Annotated in this window: 15 protein-coding genes; 11 read left to right on the plus strand and 4 right to left on the minus strand. The window is 71.3% G+C overall.

Features of this window, described 5'->3' with window-relative positions; translation table 11 throughout:
• Positions 1-4: 4 nt before the first annotated feature.
• Positions 5-1408: a hypothetical protein gene (locus ABEG17_RS09910; protein WP_406829305.1), complete on the minus strand. Its 1404-nt coding sequence runs from the start codon at positions 1406-1408 to the stop codon at positions 5-7.
• Positions 1405-2088, minus strand: a complete 684-nt coding sequence (locus ABEG17_RS09915; RefSeq protein ID WP_406829306.1) for an ATP-binding cassette domain-containing protein — start codon at positions 2086-2088, stop codon at positions 1405-1407. Before ABEG17_RS09915 ends, ABEG17_RS09910 begins: the two co-directional genes overlap by 4 nt.
• A gap of 116 nt (positions 2089-2204) precedes the next feature.
• Here ABEG17_RS09915 and ABEG17_RS09920 point away from each other — a divergent pair, with 116 nt between their 5' ends.
• The 4 genes from ABEG17_RS09920 to ABEG17_RS09935 are packed head-to-tail and all read left to right on the plus strand — an operon-like array spanning position 2205 to position 6281.
• Positions 2205-4577 (plus strand): DNA polymerase III subunit gamma and tau, encoded by a 2373-nt coding sequence (locus ABEG17_RS09920; protein ID WP_406829307.1) that lies wholly within the window; start codon positions 2205-2207, stop codon positions 4575-4577.
• 3 nt (positions 4578-4580) lie between these two features.
• Positions 4581-5111 (plus strand): SRPBCC family protein, encoded by a 531-nt coding sequence (locus ABEG17_RS09925; RefSeq protein WP_406829308.1) that lies wholly within the window; start codon positions 4581-4583, stop codon positions 5109-5111.
• Between the two features lie 26 nt (positions 5112-5137).
• On the plus strand, positions 5138-5737 hold the full coding sequence (gene recR / locus ABEG17_RS09930) for a recombination mediator RecR (RefSeq protein WP_406829309.1): 600 nt from the start codon (positions 5138-5140) through the stop codon (positions 5735-5737).
• Positions 5730-6281, plus strand: a complete 552-nt coding sequence (locus tag ABEG17_RS09935) for a DUF5063 domain-containing protein (protein WP_406829310.1) — start codon at positions 5730-5732, stop codon at positions 6279-6281. Before recR ends, ABEG17_RS09935 begins: the two co-directional genes overlap by 8 nt.
• Before the next feature lie 77 nt (positions 6282-6358).
• On the opposite strand, the gene ABEG17_RS09940 is transcribed toward ABEG17_RS09935, so the two are convergent.
• Both ABEG17_RS09940 and ABEG17_RS09945 read right to left on the minus strand, forming a co-directional pair.
• Positions 6359-7492, minus strand: coding sequence for an ABC transporter permease (locus tag ABEG17_RS09940; RefSeq protein WP_406829311.1), 1134 nt, complete (start codon positions 7490-7492; stop codon positions 6359-6361).
• Positions 7489-8403 carry an ABC transporter ATP-binding protein gene (locus ABEG17_RS09945; RefSeq protein ID WP_406829312.1) on the minus strand — a complete coding sequence of 305 codons (915 nt, stop codon included), beginning with the start codon at positions 8401-8403 and terminating at the stop codon, positions 7489-7491. Before ABEG17_RS09945 ends, ABEG17_RS09940 begins: the two co-directional genes overlap by 4 nt.
• Before the next feature lie 184 nt (positions 8404-8587).
• Here ABEG17_RS09945 and ABEG17_RS09950 point away from each other — a divergent pair, with 184 nt between their 5' ends.
• The 7 genes from ABEG17_RS09950 to ABEG17_RS09980 all read left to right on the plus strand — a co-directional run bounded on the left by ABEG17_RS09950 (position 8588) and on the right by ABEG17_RS09980 (position 16886).
• The gene (locus tag ABEG17_RS09950; RefSeq protein WP_406829313.1) at positions 8588-9871 is read left to right on the plus strand and encodes an aspartate kinase; all 1284 of its coding nucleotides are present in this window, start codon (positions 8588-8590) and stop codon (positions 9869-9871) included.
• Positions 9868-10956 carry an aspartate-semialdehyde dehydrogenase gene (locus ABEG17_RS09955; RefSeq protein WP_406829314.1) on the plus strand — a complete coding sequence of 363 codons (1089 nt, stop codon included), beginning with the start codon at positions 9868-9870 and terminating at the stop codon, positions 10954-10956. Before ABEG17_RS09950 ends, ABEG17_RS09955 begins: the two co-directional genes overlap by 4 nt.
• A gap of 358 nt (positions 10957-11314) precedes the next feature.
• Positions 11315-12175 carry a LytR C-terminal domain-containing protein gene (locus tag ABEG17_RS09960; protein WP_406829315.1) on the plus strand — a complete coding sequence of 287 codons (861 nt, stop codon included), beginning with the start codon at positions 11315-11317 and terminating at the stop codon, positions 12173-12175.
• Between the two features lie 61 nt (positions 12176-12236).
• A complete protein-coding gene (locus ABEG17_RS09965) occupies positions 12237-13229 on the plus strand; it encodes a M15 family metallopeptidase (protein WP_406829316.1) in 993 nt (330 codons plus the stop codon).
• Positions 13226-14155: a L,D-transpeptidase gene (locus ABEG17_RS09970; protein WP_406829317.1), complete on the plus strand. Its 930-nt coding sequence runs from the start codon at positions 13226-13228 to the stop codon at positions 14153-14155. The genes ABEG17_RS09965 and ABEG17_RS09970 overlap by 4 nt, the downstream gene beginning before the upstream one ends.
• A gap of 43 nt (positions 14156-14198) precedes the next feature.
• Complete coding sequence (locus ABEG17_RS09975) at positions 14199-15392, plus strand: pyrophosphate--fructose-6-phosphate 1-phosphotransferase (protein ID WP_406829318.1); 1194 nt, start codon at positions 14199-14201, stop codon at positions 15390-15392.
• A gap of 198 nt (positions 15393-15590) precedes the next feature.
• Positions 15591-16886, plus strand: a complete 1296-nt coding sequence (locus tag ABEG17_RS09980; protein ID WP_406829320.1) for a DUF222 domain-containing protein — start codon at positions 15591-15593, stop codon at positions 16884-16886.
• Positions 16887-17452: the final 566 nt, after the last annotated feature.

Consider the following 17452-nt stretch of genomic DNA (forward strand, 5'->3'; position numbering starts at 1 on the left):
GGGGTCAGGCGCGGTGGGCCTCGTCGAGGAGGCGGACCCGGCGCCGGCCGAACATCACGGCGGCGTATGACGCGAGGGCCAGGACCATGAGCGCGTTGCTGTAGCCCGAGTGCGTAAGCAGGGCGGTCGCTGCTACGCCGCCGATCAGGGCGAGCAGCAGCGGGCGGGAGTACCAGAAGCCGACCGAGACCACGGCCGAGCCGGGCGAGAACAGCGTCACCGGCGGCAGCCCGCGGAACGCCGCCATGAGGTGGGTCCCGGCCAGCAGCGCGGTCATCGCGACCGGCCAGAAGAACGCCGCCACCCCGGCCGTGGTCGTCGTGGCGACGACGGCGCCGGTGATCACGGCGACGGCGGCGAACAGCGCGGAGGGGCTGATGAGGTGCGCCAGGGCTTCCTCACCGAACGGCAGCCCGATGAGTGCAGGCGTCCCGGCGTTGTCGCCCTGCAGGCGCATCCCCTCGGACCACGCGCCATACCCGAGGTAGGCGGCGAGGACGCCGGCGAAGGCGACGATGCTGGGCACCCCCGGGGTGGTCGAGTGGGCCAGGGCCCAGCACCCGGCGACGGAGAGCACGAGACCCACGACGAACGACCCCGGCGAACGACGCAGGCCGAGCAGGTCGCGTTCGGCGACGACGGTGATCCGACCTCGGGCCCGCAGCCGGGTCCGGCGCAGGCGCGTGCCGGGGGCCGCCACGTCGAGCCGGGCGGCGCGCAGGTCGCCGGCGAGGACGGCCCCGCCCATGGTCACGGCCCGGGCGGACTGGGTGCGCAGGCCGACGTGGTGCAGCGCCCGCAGCGAGCGCCGACCGCGCAGCACCGTCGCGACGCCGCGGTCGCCGGTGGGCCAGGACCGCACCTGGCCCCAGAGCCACGAGCCGCCGAAGGCCAGCCCGACGGCGAGCCCGCCCAGGGTGGTCGGGACGAGGACGACCAGCGGTGCGACCCCGGCGGAGACCATGCCGGTGCCGACCACGGCCCCGGCGAGCAGCCCGACGACGAGGCAGCCGACCAGGCTGATCCGCCACCAGCGCCGCAGGACGACGGCGCGGTCGAGGGCGCTGGTGGCGACGTGGTCGAGGTAGGGCAGGTCGGGCACGACCGGGCCGCGGACCGAGCCGAGCCGGTACCCGAGCAGCAGCACCCCCACGATGACCGTCCCCACGACGAGGACGCCCTGCACCCCGGTCAGGTGCTGGGAGATCCACCTGGGGTCGACGAACTTGAAGAACGCCCGCGAGGCCGGCACCCCGTAGACGAGCGAGGCGATGACGGCGACGTACGCGGTGTAGATGGCGTTGCCGCTGCCGTGCTCGGGCAGCCCGCCGCGGATGACCTTGCGCGCCTGGGCCAGGCGTTCGCGGTCGGTCGCGGGTCCTGTCGACGCCTCGTCGGGTGTGCTCATGCGCCCGTGATGTCGACGACGCGGTCGGCGATCGCCTCGGTCATGGCCGGGTCGTGGCAGGCGATGACGAGGGTGGTGCCCGCAGCCTTGCGCTCGAGCAGCAACCGGGTGAGCAGCTCGCGCTTGTGGGTGTCGAGGCGTTGCTCGGGCTCGTCGAGCAGCAGCACCGACGAGGGCCGGAACAGCACCATCGCCAGGTGGAACAGCTGCTGCTGACCCGAGGACAGCTCGTGCGGGAAGCGCTCGGTCAGGTGGTCGATCTCGAGCGTCTCGAGCAGCTCGTCGGCGCGCTCGTCGGCCGTGGAGATCTGCCCTCCCCACGTGGAGTCGATGAGGACGAGGTGGTCGATGACGGTCAGGTCCCGGTATGACGTGGGGGAGCCCACAAGGGAGGCCACGCCGGCGCGCGTGGCCGGGTCGCGCTCGTCGAGGGGCAGGCCGTTGAAGGTGGCGCTGCCGACCGACGGCCCGAGCGCCCCCGCGAGGATGCGCAGCAGGGTCGTCTTGCCGCTGCCGTTCGCCCCGCGCAGCACGATGCACTGACCGGCCTTGGCCTTGAGGTCGATCGGTGCCAGCAGCACCGCCCCCTCGATGTCCTTGCCGGCACCCTTCACCTCGAGCACCAGCGGGGTCGCCCTGGTCTTCTCGGTGGTACTGCTCTGCTTGCGTCGCGCGGCCATGGATCTCCTGTCGTCGCCGACAGTCTGGCACCGGCATCTGGGGGTGCGGAGCCGGGCCGCTCCGGGTGTTCGACAGCGACTGTGCCGTGTCAGGTGGCCCGACTAGGGTTCCCACCGTGAGCACCGCCCTGTACCGCCGCTACCGGCCCGAGTCCTTCGCCGACGTCATCGGCCAGGAGCACGTCACCGAGCCGCTCATGCAGGCGCTGCGCACCGGGCGGGTCAACCACGCCTACCTCTTCTCGGGCCCACGCGGCTGCGGCAAGACGACCAGCGCCCGCATCCTGGCGCGCTGCCTCAACTGCGAGCAGGGCCCGACGCCCGACCCGTGCGGGGTCTGCGACTCGTGCGTGGCCCTGGCCCGCGGTGGCTCCGGCTCGGTCGACGTCATCGAGATCGATGCCGCCAGCCACGGTGGTGTCGACGACGCCCGCGACCTGCGCGAACGCGCGTCCTACGGCCCGGCCCAGAGCCGCTACAAGATCTACATCATCGACGAGGCCCACATGGTCACGCCGCAGGGCTTCAACGCCCTGCTCAAGATCGTCGAAGAGCCGCCGGAGCACGTGAAGTTCGTCTTCGCGACGACCGAGCCCGAGAAGGTCATCGGCACGATCCGCAGCCGCACCCACCACTACCCGTTCCGGCTGGTCCCGCCCGGGCAGCTGTCCGACTACATGCAGAAGCTCTGCACGCAGGAGGGCGTCACGGTCGCTCCCGGAGTCCTGTCGTTCGTGACCCGTGCGGGCGGCGGCTCGGTGCGTGACTCGCTCTCCGTGCTCGACCAGCTCATCGCGGGCTCGACCGACGAGGGCCTCACCTACGAAAGTGCTGCCGCCCTGCTCGGTTTCACCGACGGCGAGCTGCTCGACGCGACGATCGACGCCTTCGCCGTGGGGGATGCGGCCGGGGTGTTCCACCAGGTCGACCGCGTCATCGAGACCGGGCTCGACCCGCGCCGGTTCGTCGAGGACCTGCTCGAGCGGCTGCGCGACCTCATCGTCGTGGCGGCCATCCCCGACGGCGCCTCCTCCGTCCTGCGCGGCCTGCCTGAGGACCAGCTCGAGCGCATGCGGGAGCAGTCCGCGGCATTCGGTGGGGGTGCGCTCTCGCGCGCCGCCGACATCGTCAACGCCGGCCTCACCGAGATGACCGGCGCCACTGCCCCCCGCCTCCAGCTCGAGCTCATCTGTGCGCGCGTCCTGCTGCCCGGCGCCTCCGGCGAGAGCGGGTATGCCGCGCGGCTCGACCGCCTCGAGCGTCGCCTGGACGTCGAGGGCGTGCCCTCGCAGGCGGCCCGCGCCCAGCCGCCGGTGCAACCAGTCGCCTCCCCGGGGCCTGCGGCAGCGGTCGAGCCCGCCACTGCCACGGTGGCAAGCCCCGCACCCCAGCGCCCCGAGACCCCTCTCTCGGCACCGCCGACGGTGGCGACGCCGGTCGTCGAGCGGGACACGACTCCTGCCCAGGACCCGACCCCTGAGCCCGAGCCGACCGCCCCCGAGCCGGCCACCCCTGCGCCAGCTACCCCTGCGCCGGCCGCTCCCGCGCCGGCCGCCCCCGGGTCGCACCCGTCTGTGCTGCCGCAGCAGGAGCGTCGAGCCGGGCCACCCCAGCCTGCAGCGACCCAAACGCCCCCAGCGGCCCAGCCGGCCCCGGCAGCGTCTGCGTCGCCCGGCGGCCTGGACACCGCTGCCATCCGTCGCGCCTGGCCGGACATCCTGGCCTGGATCTTCAAGCACAAGCGCACCACCTGGACGCTGCTGTCCGAGCACGCGACGGTGCACGACTTCGACGGGCGCAAGGTCGTGCTCGGCATCTCGACCGTCGGCATCGCCAACACCTTCCGACACGGTCCGCACGCAGACCTCGTCCGCCAGGCCCTCATCGACGTGCTCGGTGTCGACGCCCGGGTCGAGGGCATCCCCGTGCCCGACGCCCGGCTCTCGGCGCCGAGCGGCGAGTCCCACCCGGTGGTGACGGCGCAGGAGACCTCCCGTGGCTTCCACGAGCAGGGCTCCGGCTCCTCCGACGACTCCTCAGGTGGCAGCGGCTCGCCGGGCAGGGCACCGACGAGCTCGACCCCGACAGGCGGCGCCCCGACAGGTACCACCCCGACGGGGGCGGCCCAGGCCGATGCCGGTGGACGTGCAGCCACGGCCTACGCCGCGAGTGGCGCCGTCGCCCCCGCGCCGGAGTCCGGTGACGGTGGCTGGGCCAGCGCGCCCGCTGCCCCGGGCAGCGGTCCCTCCTGGGCGACGGAGTCCGCTCCCGGCGCTCCCGCGATCGCTGTGGCACCTCCACCGCCCGGCTCGTTGCTGGCCCGGGCCAAGGCCGAGGTCGCCGCCGAGGAGCCCGAGCGCACCCCGGAGACCTACGTCGCCGACGACAGCGCCGCCAGTGACGACGACGAGGACATCGAGGCCGTCGGCGACGTGGGTCGCCCGGTCATCGAGCGCATCCTCGGCGGCAAGGTCATCGACGAGGGCTGACCCGTGCTGACCCGGCCCACCGCCGCCGAACGAGGCGCAGCCCTCCCCGGCGACGAGCTGGTCGCCCCGGCCGACGTCGTGATGGACCGTGCCTTCAGCCTCCCCGCACCGCCCGAGGTGGTCTGGCCGTGGCTCGTGCAGCTGGGCAAGCGGCGTGCGGGGTGGTACCTCCCGGCCGTGGTCGAGGGCATCGTCCCGCGGTCCCGGCGTGGGCTGCGGCGCCTGGACGCGCCGTACCTCGACCTCGCGGTGGGCGACGTCATCCCCGACTGGGGCGGGCGCGACGCGACGTTCACCGTCGCCTCCCTCGACCCGGCCCACCACCTGCTCCACACCTCGACCCGGGGACGCACCCACCTCACGTGGTGCCTGCGGCTGACGCCCGAGGGGCATGGCACCCGCCTGCACCTGCGGCTACGGATGGCTCCGGTCAAACACCGGTTCCTGGCGGCGCGGTTGGGCGGGTTGGTCGACCAGCTCACGGTGATGGGGCTGGCCGCCGGGCTGCGCGAGCGGGTCCGGGCCCGTGACTGAACCCGGCAGGGCATAGGCTCACGGGTGTGTACGAAGGCGTGGTCCAGGACCTGATCGACGAGCTCGGCCGGTTGCCCGGTGTGGGCCCCAAGAGTGCTCAGCGGATCGCCTTCCACTTGTTGCAGTCCGACGCCGTCGACGTGTCCCGTCTGGTCGACTCGATCAACGAGGTCAAGGCCAAGGTCCGGTTCTGTGCGACCTGCGGCAACGTCGCCGAGGGCGAGCAGTGCAGGATCTGCGCCGACCCCCGTCGCGACGGTACGGCGATCTGCGTCGTCGAGGAGCCCAAGGACGTCGTGGCCGTCGAGCGCACCCGCGAGTTCCGTGGCCGCTACCACGTTCTGGGTGGGGCGATCAGCCCGATCGAGGGCGTCGGTCCCGACGACCTGCGGATCAAGGAGCTCATGACGCGGCTCGCCTCCGGTGAGGTCACCGAGGTCATCATCGCCACCGACCCCAACCTCGAGGGCGAGGCGACCGCGAGCTACCTCGCGCGGTTCCTGCGGCCGATGGGCCTGAAGGTCACCCGCCTCGCCTCGGGTCTGCCCGTGGGCGGCGACCTGGAGTATGCCGATGAGGTCACCCTCGGTCGGGCGTTCGAAGGAAGGCGGTTGCTCGATGTCTGACGACCTGAAGATGCTGGCCGACGAGTCGGCCAGCGAAGCACGGCACTACCTTGCGACGGTGACGGAGGTCGCCTCGGGCGCCGTCCCCGACGCGGCGATCCCGATGACGCTGCTCGCCCTCTCCCAGGCCCTGGTCATGGGTACGCGGCTCGCGGCGATCCAGGACATCGTCCCGGCTGAGCGCTTCGAGGCCGACACGACCGACCCCGAGCTCGACCCGCTGCGCACCGGGTTCGCCAACCTCTTCGAAGGTCTCGACGAGTACGCCGACCTCGTCGACCCCGTCACCTCCACCGAGCTGACGACCGGGTCGCTGTCCAACGACGTCGCCGTCGTGGCCGGCGCCCTCTCGCACGGGTTGCGCCACCACGACGCGGGCCGGATGTCCGAGGCGTTGTGGTGGTGGCAGTTCAGCTACCTGTCCGACTGGGGTGAGCGGGCTGCCGCGGCCCTGCGCGTTCTGCAGTCGCTGCTCGGCCACATCCGCCTCGACGCCGACGAGGAAGTCATCTCCGAAGCCGAGTTCGACGCGCTGCACCCGTGATCGGGCAGGCTTCGGATCTGGTCTCCGAAGCCGAGTTCGACGCGCTGGACCCCTGACGACGGCGGGACCCGACGGCCTCAGGCGATGCGGGTGCCGTTCGGCAGCCGTCGGATCGGTGTCTGCAGGCGGCGTCCGGCGACCACGGCCGCACCTGCGCCGAGGACCAGCAGGAACGCCAGTCCGTAGGGCCACACCGGGCCCGACCGCAGGGCTGCCTCCGCAGGGTCGACGTATCCCGTCCCGTCCATGCTCGTCTGCATGGCGCACTCGTCCACGACGAGGTCGGGGCCGTTGCGCGCCATACGGGCCCCTCCGCTGATCCAGCGCATGGGGGTGAAGCCCGAGGCGAACGCCTGGTTGCTCTTGCGGGGCTCCGACGGAGCCGCGTCCGCGACGACGACGAACGGGTTGAGCGGGAGCATCCACCAGATCCGCTCGGTGTGGGCCACCTCGGTCTTCCTCGTGAACGTCGTGCAGTCCGCCCGCGTGGGCTGGCCGGACTTGTTGAGCTGGTCGATCTGCTCCTGGGTCAGGGTGGGGTCCGCCGGGTCGATCGCGGGTGGCTGGTGGGTGTCGTACCAGTTGTCCGGGATGCCGAACACCTGTTGCTGGTCCGTCTGGGTCACGAGGAAGGCCGACAGCCCGAAGCCGATGAGGGTGCCGAAGACGAGGGCGCCCATCGTGAGGTAGGTGAGCACGGCCGAGGCGATCGGCCGGGCCGTGAGCGTCGAGAACATCAGGCCGAGGGTGCAGACCACGGCCAGCACCAGCACCAGGACGAGCAGCGACAGCACGATCCGGCCGCCGGAGACCCCGCCCTCGAACCAGGCCCAGGCCATGAACGGCATCGCGCTGACGAGGAACGCCAGCGAGATCGCCCAGGCCGCGGCGAGCTTGCCGAGCACGATGTCCCAGTGCGTGAGCAGGGTCGTCTGCAGGGTGGCCAGCACACCGTGCTCGCGATCGCCGTTGACCGAGGTGGCGGTGAGGGAGGGGACGATGAGCATGGCCAGGCCGAGGACGAAGAAGATGACGATGTCGTACATCGCCTCGCCCGACCGGAGCTGCTCGTCATTGGTGGCCCAGTACGACAGGAACGCCACGAGGCCGATGAGACCGACCCACACCGCCAGCACGATCGGCCACTTCGAGGTCCGCACCCGCTGCCGCAGCTCGAGGGTGGCGACCGTCCTGATCCCGTGCCAGCTCATCGCCGGTCCTCCGTCGCTGCGAGGTAGGCCGATTCGAGGGCGCCCTGGCTGGGGGCGAAGGCGGTGACCCGGATGCCGTCGCCTACGACGTCCGCGAGGAGCCGGGCGGCGTTCTCCTCGCCCGACACCTCCACCTCGGTGAGCCCACCGCCCACCCGGCGCGCCGGCACGTGGTGCTCGGCCAGCCAGGCGGTGAGGCGTTCGAGGTCGAGCGAGTCGATGCGCCACGACGCGGGGCCCGTGGAGACGAAGTCGGCGTCGAGCCGCTGGCTCTCCAGGCTGCGACCTCGGGCGACGATGACCGCGCGGTCGGCCACCTCCTGCAGCTCGGTGAGGATGTGGCTGGAGACCAGCACCGTCTTGCCCTGGGCCGCGAGCGCGCGCAGCGCGTCCCGCAGCTCGATCCGGCTGCGCGGGTCCAGGCCCGAGGCCGGCTCGTCGAGCAGCAGGACGCTGGGGTCGTTGATGAGGGCGCGCGCCAGGCCGAGGCGCTGCTTCTGCCCACGGGACAGGACGCGGGCGCGCCGGTCGCCGAGGTCCTCGAGGTGGACGGTCGCGAGGAGCTCGTCGGTGCGGGCCCGGGCCTTCTCGGGCGGGATCCGGTATGCAGCCGCGACGGTGTGCAGGACCTCCCTCACCGTGAGTGCGTCCCAGGTGCCGAACCCGTCCGGCATCCAGCCGATCCGGGCGCGCACCTGCGTCGGCTGGGTCACCGGGTCGAGCCCGTCGACCCGGATCGCTCCCTGGTCGGGGACCAGCAGCGTCGCGAGCATGAGCAGCAACGTGGTCTTGCCTGAGCCGTTGGGACCGATCAGCGCCGTGACCTCGCCCGGTGCGGCGGTGAGGCTGATGCTGTCGACCGCGAGGACGTCGCCGAACGCGCGGCGGACCCCCTGAACCTCGATGGTCATGGCTGACGGTATCCCGCCACCGGTGCCGGTGACTGGAGTTTGGCGGGGACGCGCCCGTGGTCGTTCTCGTCCGGCATGCGGTTGCCGGGTCCCACCATGAGGACGGTCGATAGAGTGGACGCCCTGCGTGCGTGGCCACCCACGCCCGCGATGCACCGTCGTCTGGTCACCAGGAGCTCCCACCGTGCCGATCGTCGTCCAGAAATATGGCGGCTCATCGCTGGCTGATGCCGCCAGCATCAAGCGGGTCGCCCGCAGGATCGCCGAGGCCAAGAAGGCCGGCAACGACGTGTGCGTCGCGGTCTCCGCGATGGGTGACAGCACCGACGAGCTGCTGGACCTCGCCAACGAGGTGAGCCCGCAGCCGCCGCCGCGCGAGATGGACATGCTGCTGACGGCGGGTGAGCGCATCTCGATGGCGCTCGTCGCGATGGCCATCGCCGACCTCGGCTACACCGTGCGGTCGTTCACCGGCAGCCAGGCCGGCGTCATCACCGACTCGACCCACGGCAAGGCCCGGATCATCGACGTGACCCCCGGCCGTGTCACCGACGCCCTCGAGAAGGGCCACATCGTCATCGTCGCCGGGTTCCAGGGGGTCAGCCAGGACACCAAGGAGATCACCACGCTCGGTCGTGGTGGCACCGACACGACCGCCGTCGCGCTCGCCGCGGCGCTCGGGGCCGACGTGTGCGAGATCTACACCGACGTCGACGGCGTCTTCACGGCCGATCCGCGGATCGTCCCGGCCGCCCGCAAGATCGCCCGCATCTCCAACGAGGAGATGCTCGAGCTGGCCGCCTCCGGCTCCAAGGTCCTGCACCTGCGCAGCGTCGAGTACGCCCGTCGCTTCTCCATCCCGATCCACGTCCGTAGCTCCTTCTCAGCGAAGGAGGGCACCATCGTCACGGACGCCCCCGTCCCCACCACCACCGCAGGAGACACCGTGGAAGCCCCCATCATCGCCGGTGTCGCCCACGACCGGAGCGAAGCCAAGATCACCGTCGTCGGCGTCCCCGACCACCCCGGCAAGGCAGCCGAGATCTTCCAGACCTGCGCCGACGCCGAGATCAACATCGACATGATCGTGCAGAACGTCTCGGCGACCGAGACCGGCCTGACCGACATCTCGTTCACCTGCCCCAAGACCGACGGCCAGACCGGTGTCCACGCGCTGAGGAAGGTGCAGGAGTCGGTGGGCTTCGCCTCGATCCAGTACGACGACCAGATCGGCAAGCTGTCACTCGTCGGTGCAGGCATGCGCTCGCACCCGGGCGTCTCGGCGACGTTCTTCAAGGCCCTCGCGGACACCGGGGTCAACATCGAGATGATCTCCACCTCCGAGATCCGCATCTCCGTGGTCACCCGCGCCGACCTGCTCGACGACGCCGTCCGGGCGGTGCACACGGCCTTCGGCCTGGACTCCGCCGACGGGGAAGCGGTCGTCTACGGAGGCTCCGGACGGTGACCTCCCTCGCCTCCAGGGCTCCCCGCCCGACCCTCGCCCTGGTCGGCGCCACCGGAGCCGTGGGGCGGGTCACGCAGCAGGTGCTCGCGATGCGGGCCGACATCTGGGGCGAGATCCGTGCCGCCGCCGCCCTCGAGGACGCCGGCACGGAGCTGACGGTCTGCGGCCGCGACATCGTGGTCCAGCAGCTCACGCCGGAGTTCTTCGACGGCGTCGACATCGCCCTGGTCGACCTGCCGTCGACGGTCGCAGCCCACTGGGCGCCGATCGCCGCGGCCCGCGGGGTCGTCGTCATCGACAACAGCTCGGCCCTGCGTGGCGACCCCGACATCCCGCTCGTGGTGCCAGAGGTCAACCCCCACCAGGTGCGCAACCGGCCCAAGGGGATCATCGCCAACCCGGGCGCGACGACGCTGACCATGATCGACGCCCTCGGCGTGCTCCACGCCGGGTGGGAGCTCACCGAGCTCGTCGTCGCCACCTACCAAGCGGCCTCGGGTGCGGGACGAGCCGGTATGGCGCGTCTGTACGACGAGATCGAGGTGGTCGCCGGCCACCGCGAGCTGGGTCACCAGCCGGGCGACGTCCGACGCCTGATCGAGTTCGAGCTGGGGACCGACTCGCCGTTCCCCGCGCCGCTGGCGATGAACGTGCTGCCCTGGATCGGGACAGCGGCCGAGGACGGCTGGACCTCCGAGGAGCTCAAGATCCGCAACGAGACCCGCAAGGTGCTGGGCCTGCCGGACCTGCGGGTCTCGGCGACCTGCGTCCGCGTGCCGGTCATCTCGACGCACTCGGTCGCCGTGCACGCGACGTTCGCTCGGCCCATCGACGTCGACGAGGCGCGACAGGCGCTCGTGGAGGCGCCTGCCGTGGTGGTCCTCGACGACCCGGAGACGTTCGAGTTCCCGACGCCCAACGACACGGTGGGCTCGGACCCCCGGTTCGCCGGGCGGCTGCGCCAGGCGCTCGACTTCCCCAACACCCTCGACTTCTTCATCTGCGGGGACAACCTGCGCAAGGGCGGGGCCCTCAACATGGTCCAGGTCGCCGAGCTCGTCGCGAAGGACCTTGTCACCGTCTGACCGCTGGCGGCACGTGGTCAGGGACCGGCCTCGACCAGCGTAGACTTCGTCTCCTGGACGGTCTGGTAAGCCGTCGTCGCGCGCCGACGAGGTCGCGCAGGAGTGTCGGCACGGTCAGGTCTCCCACGTCCTGGCTCACGGTCCGGGGCTCCAGTCAAGGGCCGTGCGGCACTGACTGCGGACCTTGTGTCTGCGGGATCGTGCCTTGCCGGGCAGGCGGGTCGCCCAGCGAGGACGTCCGATCAGGATCGTCACGTCTCGGTGACGAATCACCCGTCGAGCGTGTCGCTTGACATGTGACGGGTGTGACTGGTGTGACCATGGGGACAGTTTCGGAGCGGGAAATCAGGGGGCAGGGATGATGGACGAGGACGGCACGCCGACGCACCTGTGGCGCAACCACCGGCTGCGCAAGATCATGCTGTTCGTGACGGTCCCCGGGGTGCTCCTCGGGACAGCGAGCATGACAGCGGCCTACTCCAGCGGGTGGATGACCCCCGCCCCGCCCAAGCCGGTCTGCAAGCCGACCGTCGTGCCCGCCCCACACCGGGGCTCGTTCACGGTCAACGTCATGAACGCCACCGGGGTCGAGGGCACCGCGGCCAAGGTTGCCGCGGGCCTGGCCAAGCGCAAGTTCACCATCGGCGGCATCAGCAACGCGCCCGACTCCTGGTACGTCACGCAGCCGGCGGTCGTCCACTACGGTCCTGCCGGCCTGGACCAGGCCCTGCTGACCGCCTCCCAGATCCCCGGCGCCAAGCTCTTCGAGGACGTCCGCAACGGCACCTCCGTCGACGTCGTCGTGGGCATCGGCTACAAGGACCTCGTGCCCATGCCCGAGCGCCTCAAGCCGATCCCCTCCGAGGTCGCCGTCAACGTCTACAACACGACCTACAAGACCGGTCTGGCCAAGGTCGTCGCCAAAGAGGTCAAGGCGCGTGGCTTCAAGATCAAGGACGTCTCGAACGACCCCCTGCAGACCATGCAGCTCGGCACCGCGGTGATCCGCTACGGCGAGGACGGCGACCTCGCCGCTGCGCTGCTCAAGCAGCACGTGCCCCGTGCGCAGCTGGTCAAGATCGACCGCAAGGGCACCCGGCTCGACCTCGTCATCGGCAACGCCTACACCGGGCTCACGCCGCTGGCTGACGTCCCGCCGCTGCCCGTGCGGCCCAAGGCCGAGGTGCCCACCGTCTCGCGTCCCTGCAAGGACAGCTGACCCTCCCGCACGGCGGACCCTGGTTGTCGACAGGGGACGAATCGGGCACAGTGGTGCCCCGATGACCTCCCCCCACCGGTGTGCCCTACCCGTCCTTGCCCTGTCCGTGACCCTGCTCGCGGGGTGCGGCGGCAGCCCGTCGGCAACGGCGGGGAGCGTCGGCGCCGCGACGTCGGCCACCTCGAACACCACGTCGGCCCCCACGCCGACGACGCCGGTCGTGCCGTCGAAGGTGGCCGCAACAGCCACGCCGGCCGCGCCGACGACAGTCGTGCGGTCGACGGTCGTGCGGTCGAAGGTGGCGGCAACGGGGACGCCGGCCACGCGGCACACCCCGTCGTCATCGTCCAGCGCAAAGGCGACGGCGGCACCGAAGCCGGCCACGTCGTTGCCGCCCGTCCCCCGGGCCGGGGCCGAGCCGGCCGTCCGCTTCCCCCGCAACGAGCCCGCGGTCGGGTCCGGCGCCAACGCCTCGGTCAGCGCCATCCCGGACTCGGCCTGGACGAAGATGGTCGGCTACTCCTGGACCAGGGGCTGCCCGGTCGGGCGCTCGCAGCTGCGCTGGGTCCGGGTGAACTTCTGGGGGTTCGACGGGCAGCGGTCGCGAGGCTCGCTCGTCGTCAACGCCGCCATCGCCGACGAGGCCGCCGCAGCCTTCACCCGGCTCTACGAGCTGAGGTTCCGGATCCGCCAGATGAAGCCGATGGACTCGGGCTGGGGGCACAACCCCAAGGGCCCCGGCGCCGACGACTACGCCGCGATGGAGGCCGACAACACCTCGGCCTTCAACTGCCGTTACGTCGGGGGGCAGGAGGCGAGCAAGGTCTACAGCAAGCACGCCACCGGCACGGCGATCGACGTCAACGACTTCGAGAACCCGTATGTCGCCGACGACGGCACGGTCTACCCCGACCGCTGGTTCCTCACCCGGCGGGGCGAGGCCCCCGGCGTCTTCTCCACCAGCGGCAGCGCGGCCGTCCGCGCGTTCACCTCACAAGGCCTGCGCTGGGGTGGCCTGTGGAGCAACCCCGACTACCAGCACTTCGACCGATGAGCCAGCGCCTGCGCGGTGGTCGCGCGCTCCTTGCCGGACCTGTGGTCCTGGCGGTCCTCCTGGCTGCCGGGTGCGGCAGCGACGCGCCGTCGGCCGCCACGTCCACGACCGCACCGTCCTCCACGTCGACGAGCACGACGGCCGCGCCGACCACGACTGCTCCCTCGCCGACCACGACTGCTCCCTCGCGGACCACGACGAGCCGACCGAGGAAGTCTCCGATCCCGACGCGCACCGCAACGGGACCAACGACGACAGCCACCCCGAGCAGCCACACAACGGCCTCCAAGGCGGCGACGAAGCCGACGCCCAAGCCGGTGCCCAGACCCACCGCCACGACGACGAAGCCGCGGCCGACCCCAGCGGCCGCAACCTGCAGGATCCCGGCCGGCGTCAGCGCGGCCCAGGTCGTGCTGGTGGACTCCTCGGGGTCGTCGGCAACCGTGCGCGCGTGCCGGCGCTCTGGCGGTCGGTACCTGCTGGACCTCGGCCCCTACTACGGCCACGTGGGACGCAACGGCGTGAGCTGGTCCAAGCGCGAGGGCGACCTGAAGACCCCGGCAGGGACGTACCCGCTGCTCGGGGGCTTCGGGGTGCGCGGCAACCCCGGTCTGGTGACCGGGTGGTTCCGGGTGGACGGCAACGACGTCTGGGTCGACGACAGCGCCTCGTCGCTCTACAACACCCACCAGCGCAGGCCGGTGGACGGGCGCTGGTCCTCGGCCGAGAACCTGTACAACACCAAGGCCTACAACTACGCCCAGGTGGTCGGCTACAACCAGTCGCGCACCCCGGGCAAGGGCTCAGCGATCTTCTTCCACGTCGACACCGGTGGTGGTACGGCTGGGTGCGTCTCGCTGCCGGCCGACGCGCTCCTGGCCGTGATGAGGTGGGAGCGCTCGGGGGCCGTGATGTCCATCCGCTGAGGCCGCTCTGGCCGCGCTCGCGGTCACACGGCAGAGTGGGCGCATGAAGACCGTCGCCATGCTGACCGCAGGGGGCCTCGCGCCGTGCCTGTCCTCCGCCGTGGGTGGGCTCATCGAGCGCTACACCGAGGTCGCCCCCGACGTGCGGATCATCGCCTACCGCAACGGGTATGCCGGTCTGCTCACCGGGGACTCGGTGGAGGTGACCGACGAGGTGCGCGCCAAGGCTCACCTGCTGCACGCCTTCGGTGGCAGTCCCATCGGCAACAGTCGCGTGAAGCTCACCAACATCGCGGACTGCGTCGGGCGTGGCCTGGTGCAGCAGGGCCAGGACCCGCTGCACGTCGCTGCCGAACAGCTCAGCCGCGACGGGGTGGACGTGCTGCACACCATCGGTGGTGACGACACCAACGGCACGGCGGCCGACCTCGCGGCATACCTCCACAGCAACGGCTACGAGCTGACCGTCGTCGGTCTCCCCAAGACGATCGACAACGACGTCGTGCCGATCCGCCAGTCGCTCGGTGCGTGGACCGCGGCGGAGCAGGGGGCGATCTACGCGCGCAACATCATCGCCGAGCACTCCTCCAACCCCCGGATGCTCGTCGTCCACGAGGTCATGGGCCGCAACTGCGGCTGGCTCACGGCGGCGACGGCGCTCGAGCACCACCGCTGGGTGCAGGGGTCGCAGTTCGCCGGTTGGCTGGAGAACTCACCCGAGCGCTGGGACGTCCACGCCGTCTTCATCCCGGAGCGACCGTTCGACATCGCCGAGGAGGCGAGGCGGTTGCGGGCCGTGATGGACGAGTCCGACGGCGTCAACCTGTTCGTCTCCGAGGGCGCCGGACTGTCCGAGATCGTGGCCTCGCTGGAGGAGTCGGGTGCCGAGGTGCCGCGCGACCCTTTCGGTCACGTGCAGATCGACAAGATCAACCCGGGCCAGTGGTTCGCCAAGCAGTTCGCCGACCTGCTGGGGGCCGACAAGGTGCTCGTGCAGAAGAGCGGGTACTTCGCGCGCTCGGCGGCGGCCAACGACGCCGACCTGGCGCTCATCCGTCAGTGCACCGACCGCGCGGTCGACGCCGCACTGCAAGGGGTGTCCGGGGTCATCGGCCAGGACGAGGAGCGTGGCGACGAGCTGCGGGCGATCGAGTTCGACCGCATCAAGGGCGGCAAGGCCTTCGACGCGACGCAGGACTGGTTCACCGGCCTGCTCGCTGACCTCGGTCAGGCCTAGCTCCGGTCGGGTCGCTCCGGCGGTCCGGTGGTCGGGGCTGATCCACAGGGGCTGGATCACGACTTCTCCGTCCACAGGCTGTCCGATTCCTGCTTGACACGTAGAGAGTAGTTCGGCAACGAAACGTGTTGTGGCACAACGATATCGGTGACGCGTGGGGGCCGAGGGACTGTCAGTGGTCGCCGATACGGTTGTCGTGTGGATGGAACCCCGGGGCTCGAGGAGCGACGACGCGGCATCGCTGCTGCCCGGGCGGCGTTGACGGGGATCGCGGAGTCGCTGTGGGAGGCACCCAGCGGTGGTGGCCTCGGCGAGCTGCTCGGTGAGGTCGACGCGCTGGTCGCTTCGTGTGAGGCGGCTCGTGTTGCGATCGTGGGTGAGGCGATCGAGCGCGGCGACACTTCCGATGGGCCGCAGGCGATGACCGTGACCCAGTGGGTCCGCCACCACGCCCCGTCCACGCGCGCGGGTGGAGCCGGCCAGGTGGTCGCCTTCGCGGTCGCGTTCGCGAAGCCGGTGAACGCCGCGATCAAGGACGCGGTGGAGGCGGGGCGGTTGCCGGTGCGTTCGGCTGCGGTGGTCGTGGCGGAGGCGGATCGGTTGCGACCGCTGCTGGCGCCGGGTGCTGAGCCGCACGTGCTCGAGGGCCTGATAGACATGGCCACTGCGCATGGTCCGCGGGGCTGCCGTCTGGTGCGGCCGGCGCTGTTGGCGAAGTACGGCCGCGATGGCGAACTGCAGCTGCAACAGGACGCGGCTCGACGGTTCATCGCCTTGTCTCAGCCGATGGAGGACGGCACGGGGATCGCGGAGTACCGCCTGGTCCTCGACATGGAGGGCAAGGCGGTGCTGGAGGCGGCGCTCGGCCCCCTGTCGGCCCCCAGGCCGGTCGAGGGCGAGCGTGACCTGCGCAGCTCGGACCAGCGCCGGGGCGAGGCCCTCGTCAGCTTGGTGCAACGGGCGGTGGCGGCAGGTGTGGGAGTGGGCCCGAACGCGAAGACGCAGCTGGTCGTGACGATGGACTGGGAGTCGTTGGCCAGTGGGGTGCGGGGTGCGGGGGTCACGGTCGGTGGTTCTGACACCGGCTCGATGCTGGCGCCGGAGACGGTGCGGCGGTTGGCGTGCAACGCGTCGGTGCTGCCGGTGGTCCTGGGGTCCGCCGGTGAGGTGCTCGATCAGGGACGGGCAGCACGGTTCTTCACCACGGCCCAGACGCGGCGGTTGTGGCTGCGCGACGGCGGTTGCACGTATCCGGGGTGCTCGATGCCGCCGCACTGGGCGGATGCACATCACCTGGTGCACTGGGCGGACTTCGGCCGCTCGGATCTGGCGAACGCGGCCCTGTTGTGCGAGCGGCACCACACGGTGGTCCACTCCCGCCGCTTGGCTGGGGGCGTGATCGCCGATGGTGCCGGTGAACGGGTCGTCTGGGACCTGGCCCTGGGCAGCTACGACCAGCTGTTGGCCCGACGCGCAGCGCAAGAGCCAGCGTGACCCCGCCCCACACCCCGCCGGAGACGGCGGGGCCATGGGGCTGTCGCCGAAGCTGAGACCCGCAGCAGGGCCGACCATCACGATGATCAACCGTCCAGGACGACTTGCGATGCCTACATTGGTCCGATGATGGCAGGGGGTCTCCAGCTCGGTGTGCGTGAGGTCGTGATGGACCGCGCGCTGCAGCGCGACTGCGTGAGGGCGGTGCGCGCCAGGCAGAGAACCATCCGAGTGCTCTGCCTGGTGGTGGGTGGTGGCCTGTTCTTCGCGATGATGCGGTTCGGTGAGCCACGCCTCGACACCGCTGGTGGGCTGGTGTGCAGCGCCATCGCCGTGGGAGGGCTCCTCGTGGGTTTCGACGTCATCGACGGGCGGCACGTGAGACGCACCTTGCCCGTCGGTGCCGTGGTGACCCTGGAGATCTGGTCGAGGGGTCTGCGTTTCGGACTCGTCGGACAGGAGGCGACTCTTGAGTGGCGGAGACTGTCGGGAATGGCGCTGGTCCGTGGCCATCTCGTCCGGCCGGGCATGGACCCGATCTGCATACCGGGGCCGTTGCTCAGAGC

It is taken from the genome of Pedococcus sp. KACC 23699 (assembly GCF_045348425.1).
In the GTDB taxonomy this organism is placed as follows: Bacteria; Actinomycetota; Actinomycetes; order Actinomycetales; family Dermatophilaceae; genus Pedococcus.

Coding starts and splice junctions, on each gene's coding strand:
- ABEG17_RS09910 (WP_406829305.1), bottom strand. CDS start 1,408: ATGAGCACACCCGACGAGGCGTCGACAGGACCCGCGACCGACCGCGAA.
- ABEG17_RS09915 (WP_406829306.1), bottom strand. CDS start 2,088: ATGGCCGCGCGACGCAAGCAGAGCAGTACCACCGAGAAGACCAGGGCG.
- ABEG17_RS09935 (WP_406829310.1), top strand. CDS start 5,730: ATGTCTGACGACCTGAAGATGCTGGCCGACGAGTCGGCCAGCGAAGCA.
- ABEG17_RS09940 (WP_406829311.1), bottom strand. CDS start 7,492: ATGAGCTGGCACGGGATCAGGACGGTCGCCACCCTCGAGCTGCGGCAG.
- ABEG17_RS09945 (WP_406829312.1), bottom strand. CDS start 8,403: ATGACCATCGAGGTTCAGGGGGTCCGCCGCGCGTTCGGCGACGTCCTC.
- ABEG17_RS09960 (WP_406829315.1), top strand. CDS start 11,315: ATGATGGACGAGGACGGCACGCCGACGCACCTGTGGCGCAACCACCGG.
- ABEG17_RS09965 (WP_406829316.1), top strand. CDS start 12,237: ATGACCTCCCCCCACCGGTGTGCCCTACCCGTCCTTGCCCTGTCCGTG.
- ABEG17_RS09970 (WP_406829317.1), top strand. CDS start 13,226: ATGAGCCAGCGCCTGCGCGGTGGTCGCGCGCTCCTTGCCGGACCTGTG.
- ABEG17_RS09975 (WP_406829318.1), top strand. CDS start 14,199: ATGAAGACCGTCGCCATGCTGACCGCAGGGGGCCTCGCGCCGTGCCTG.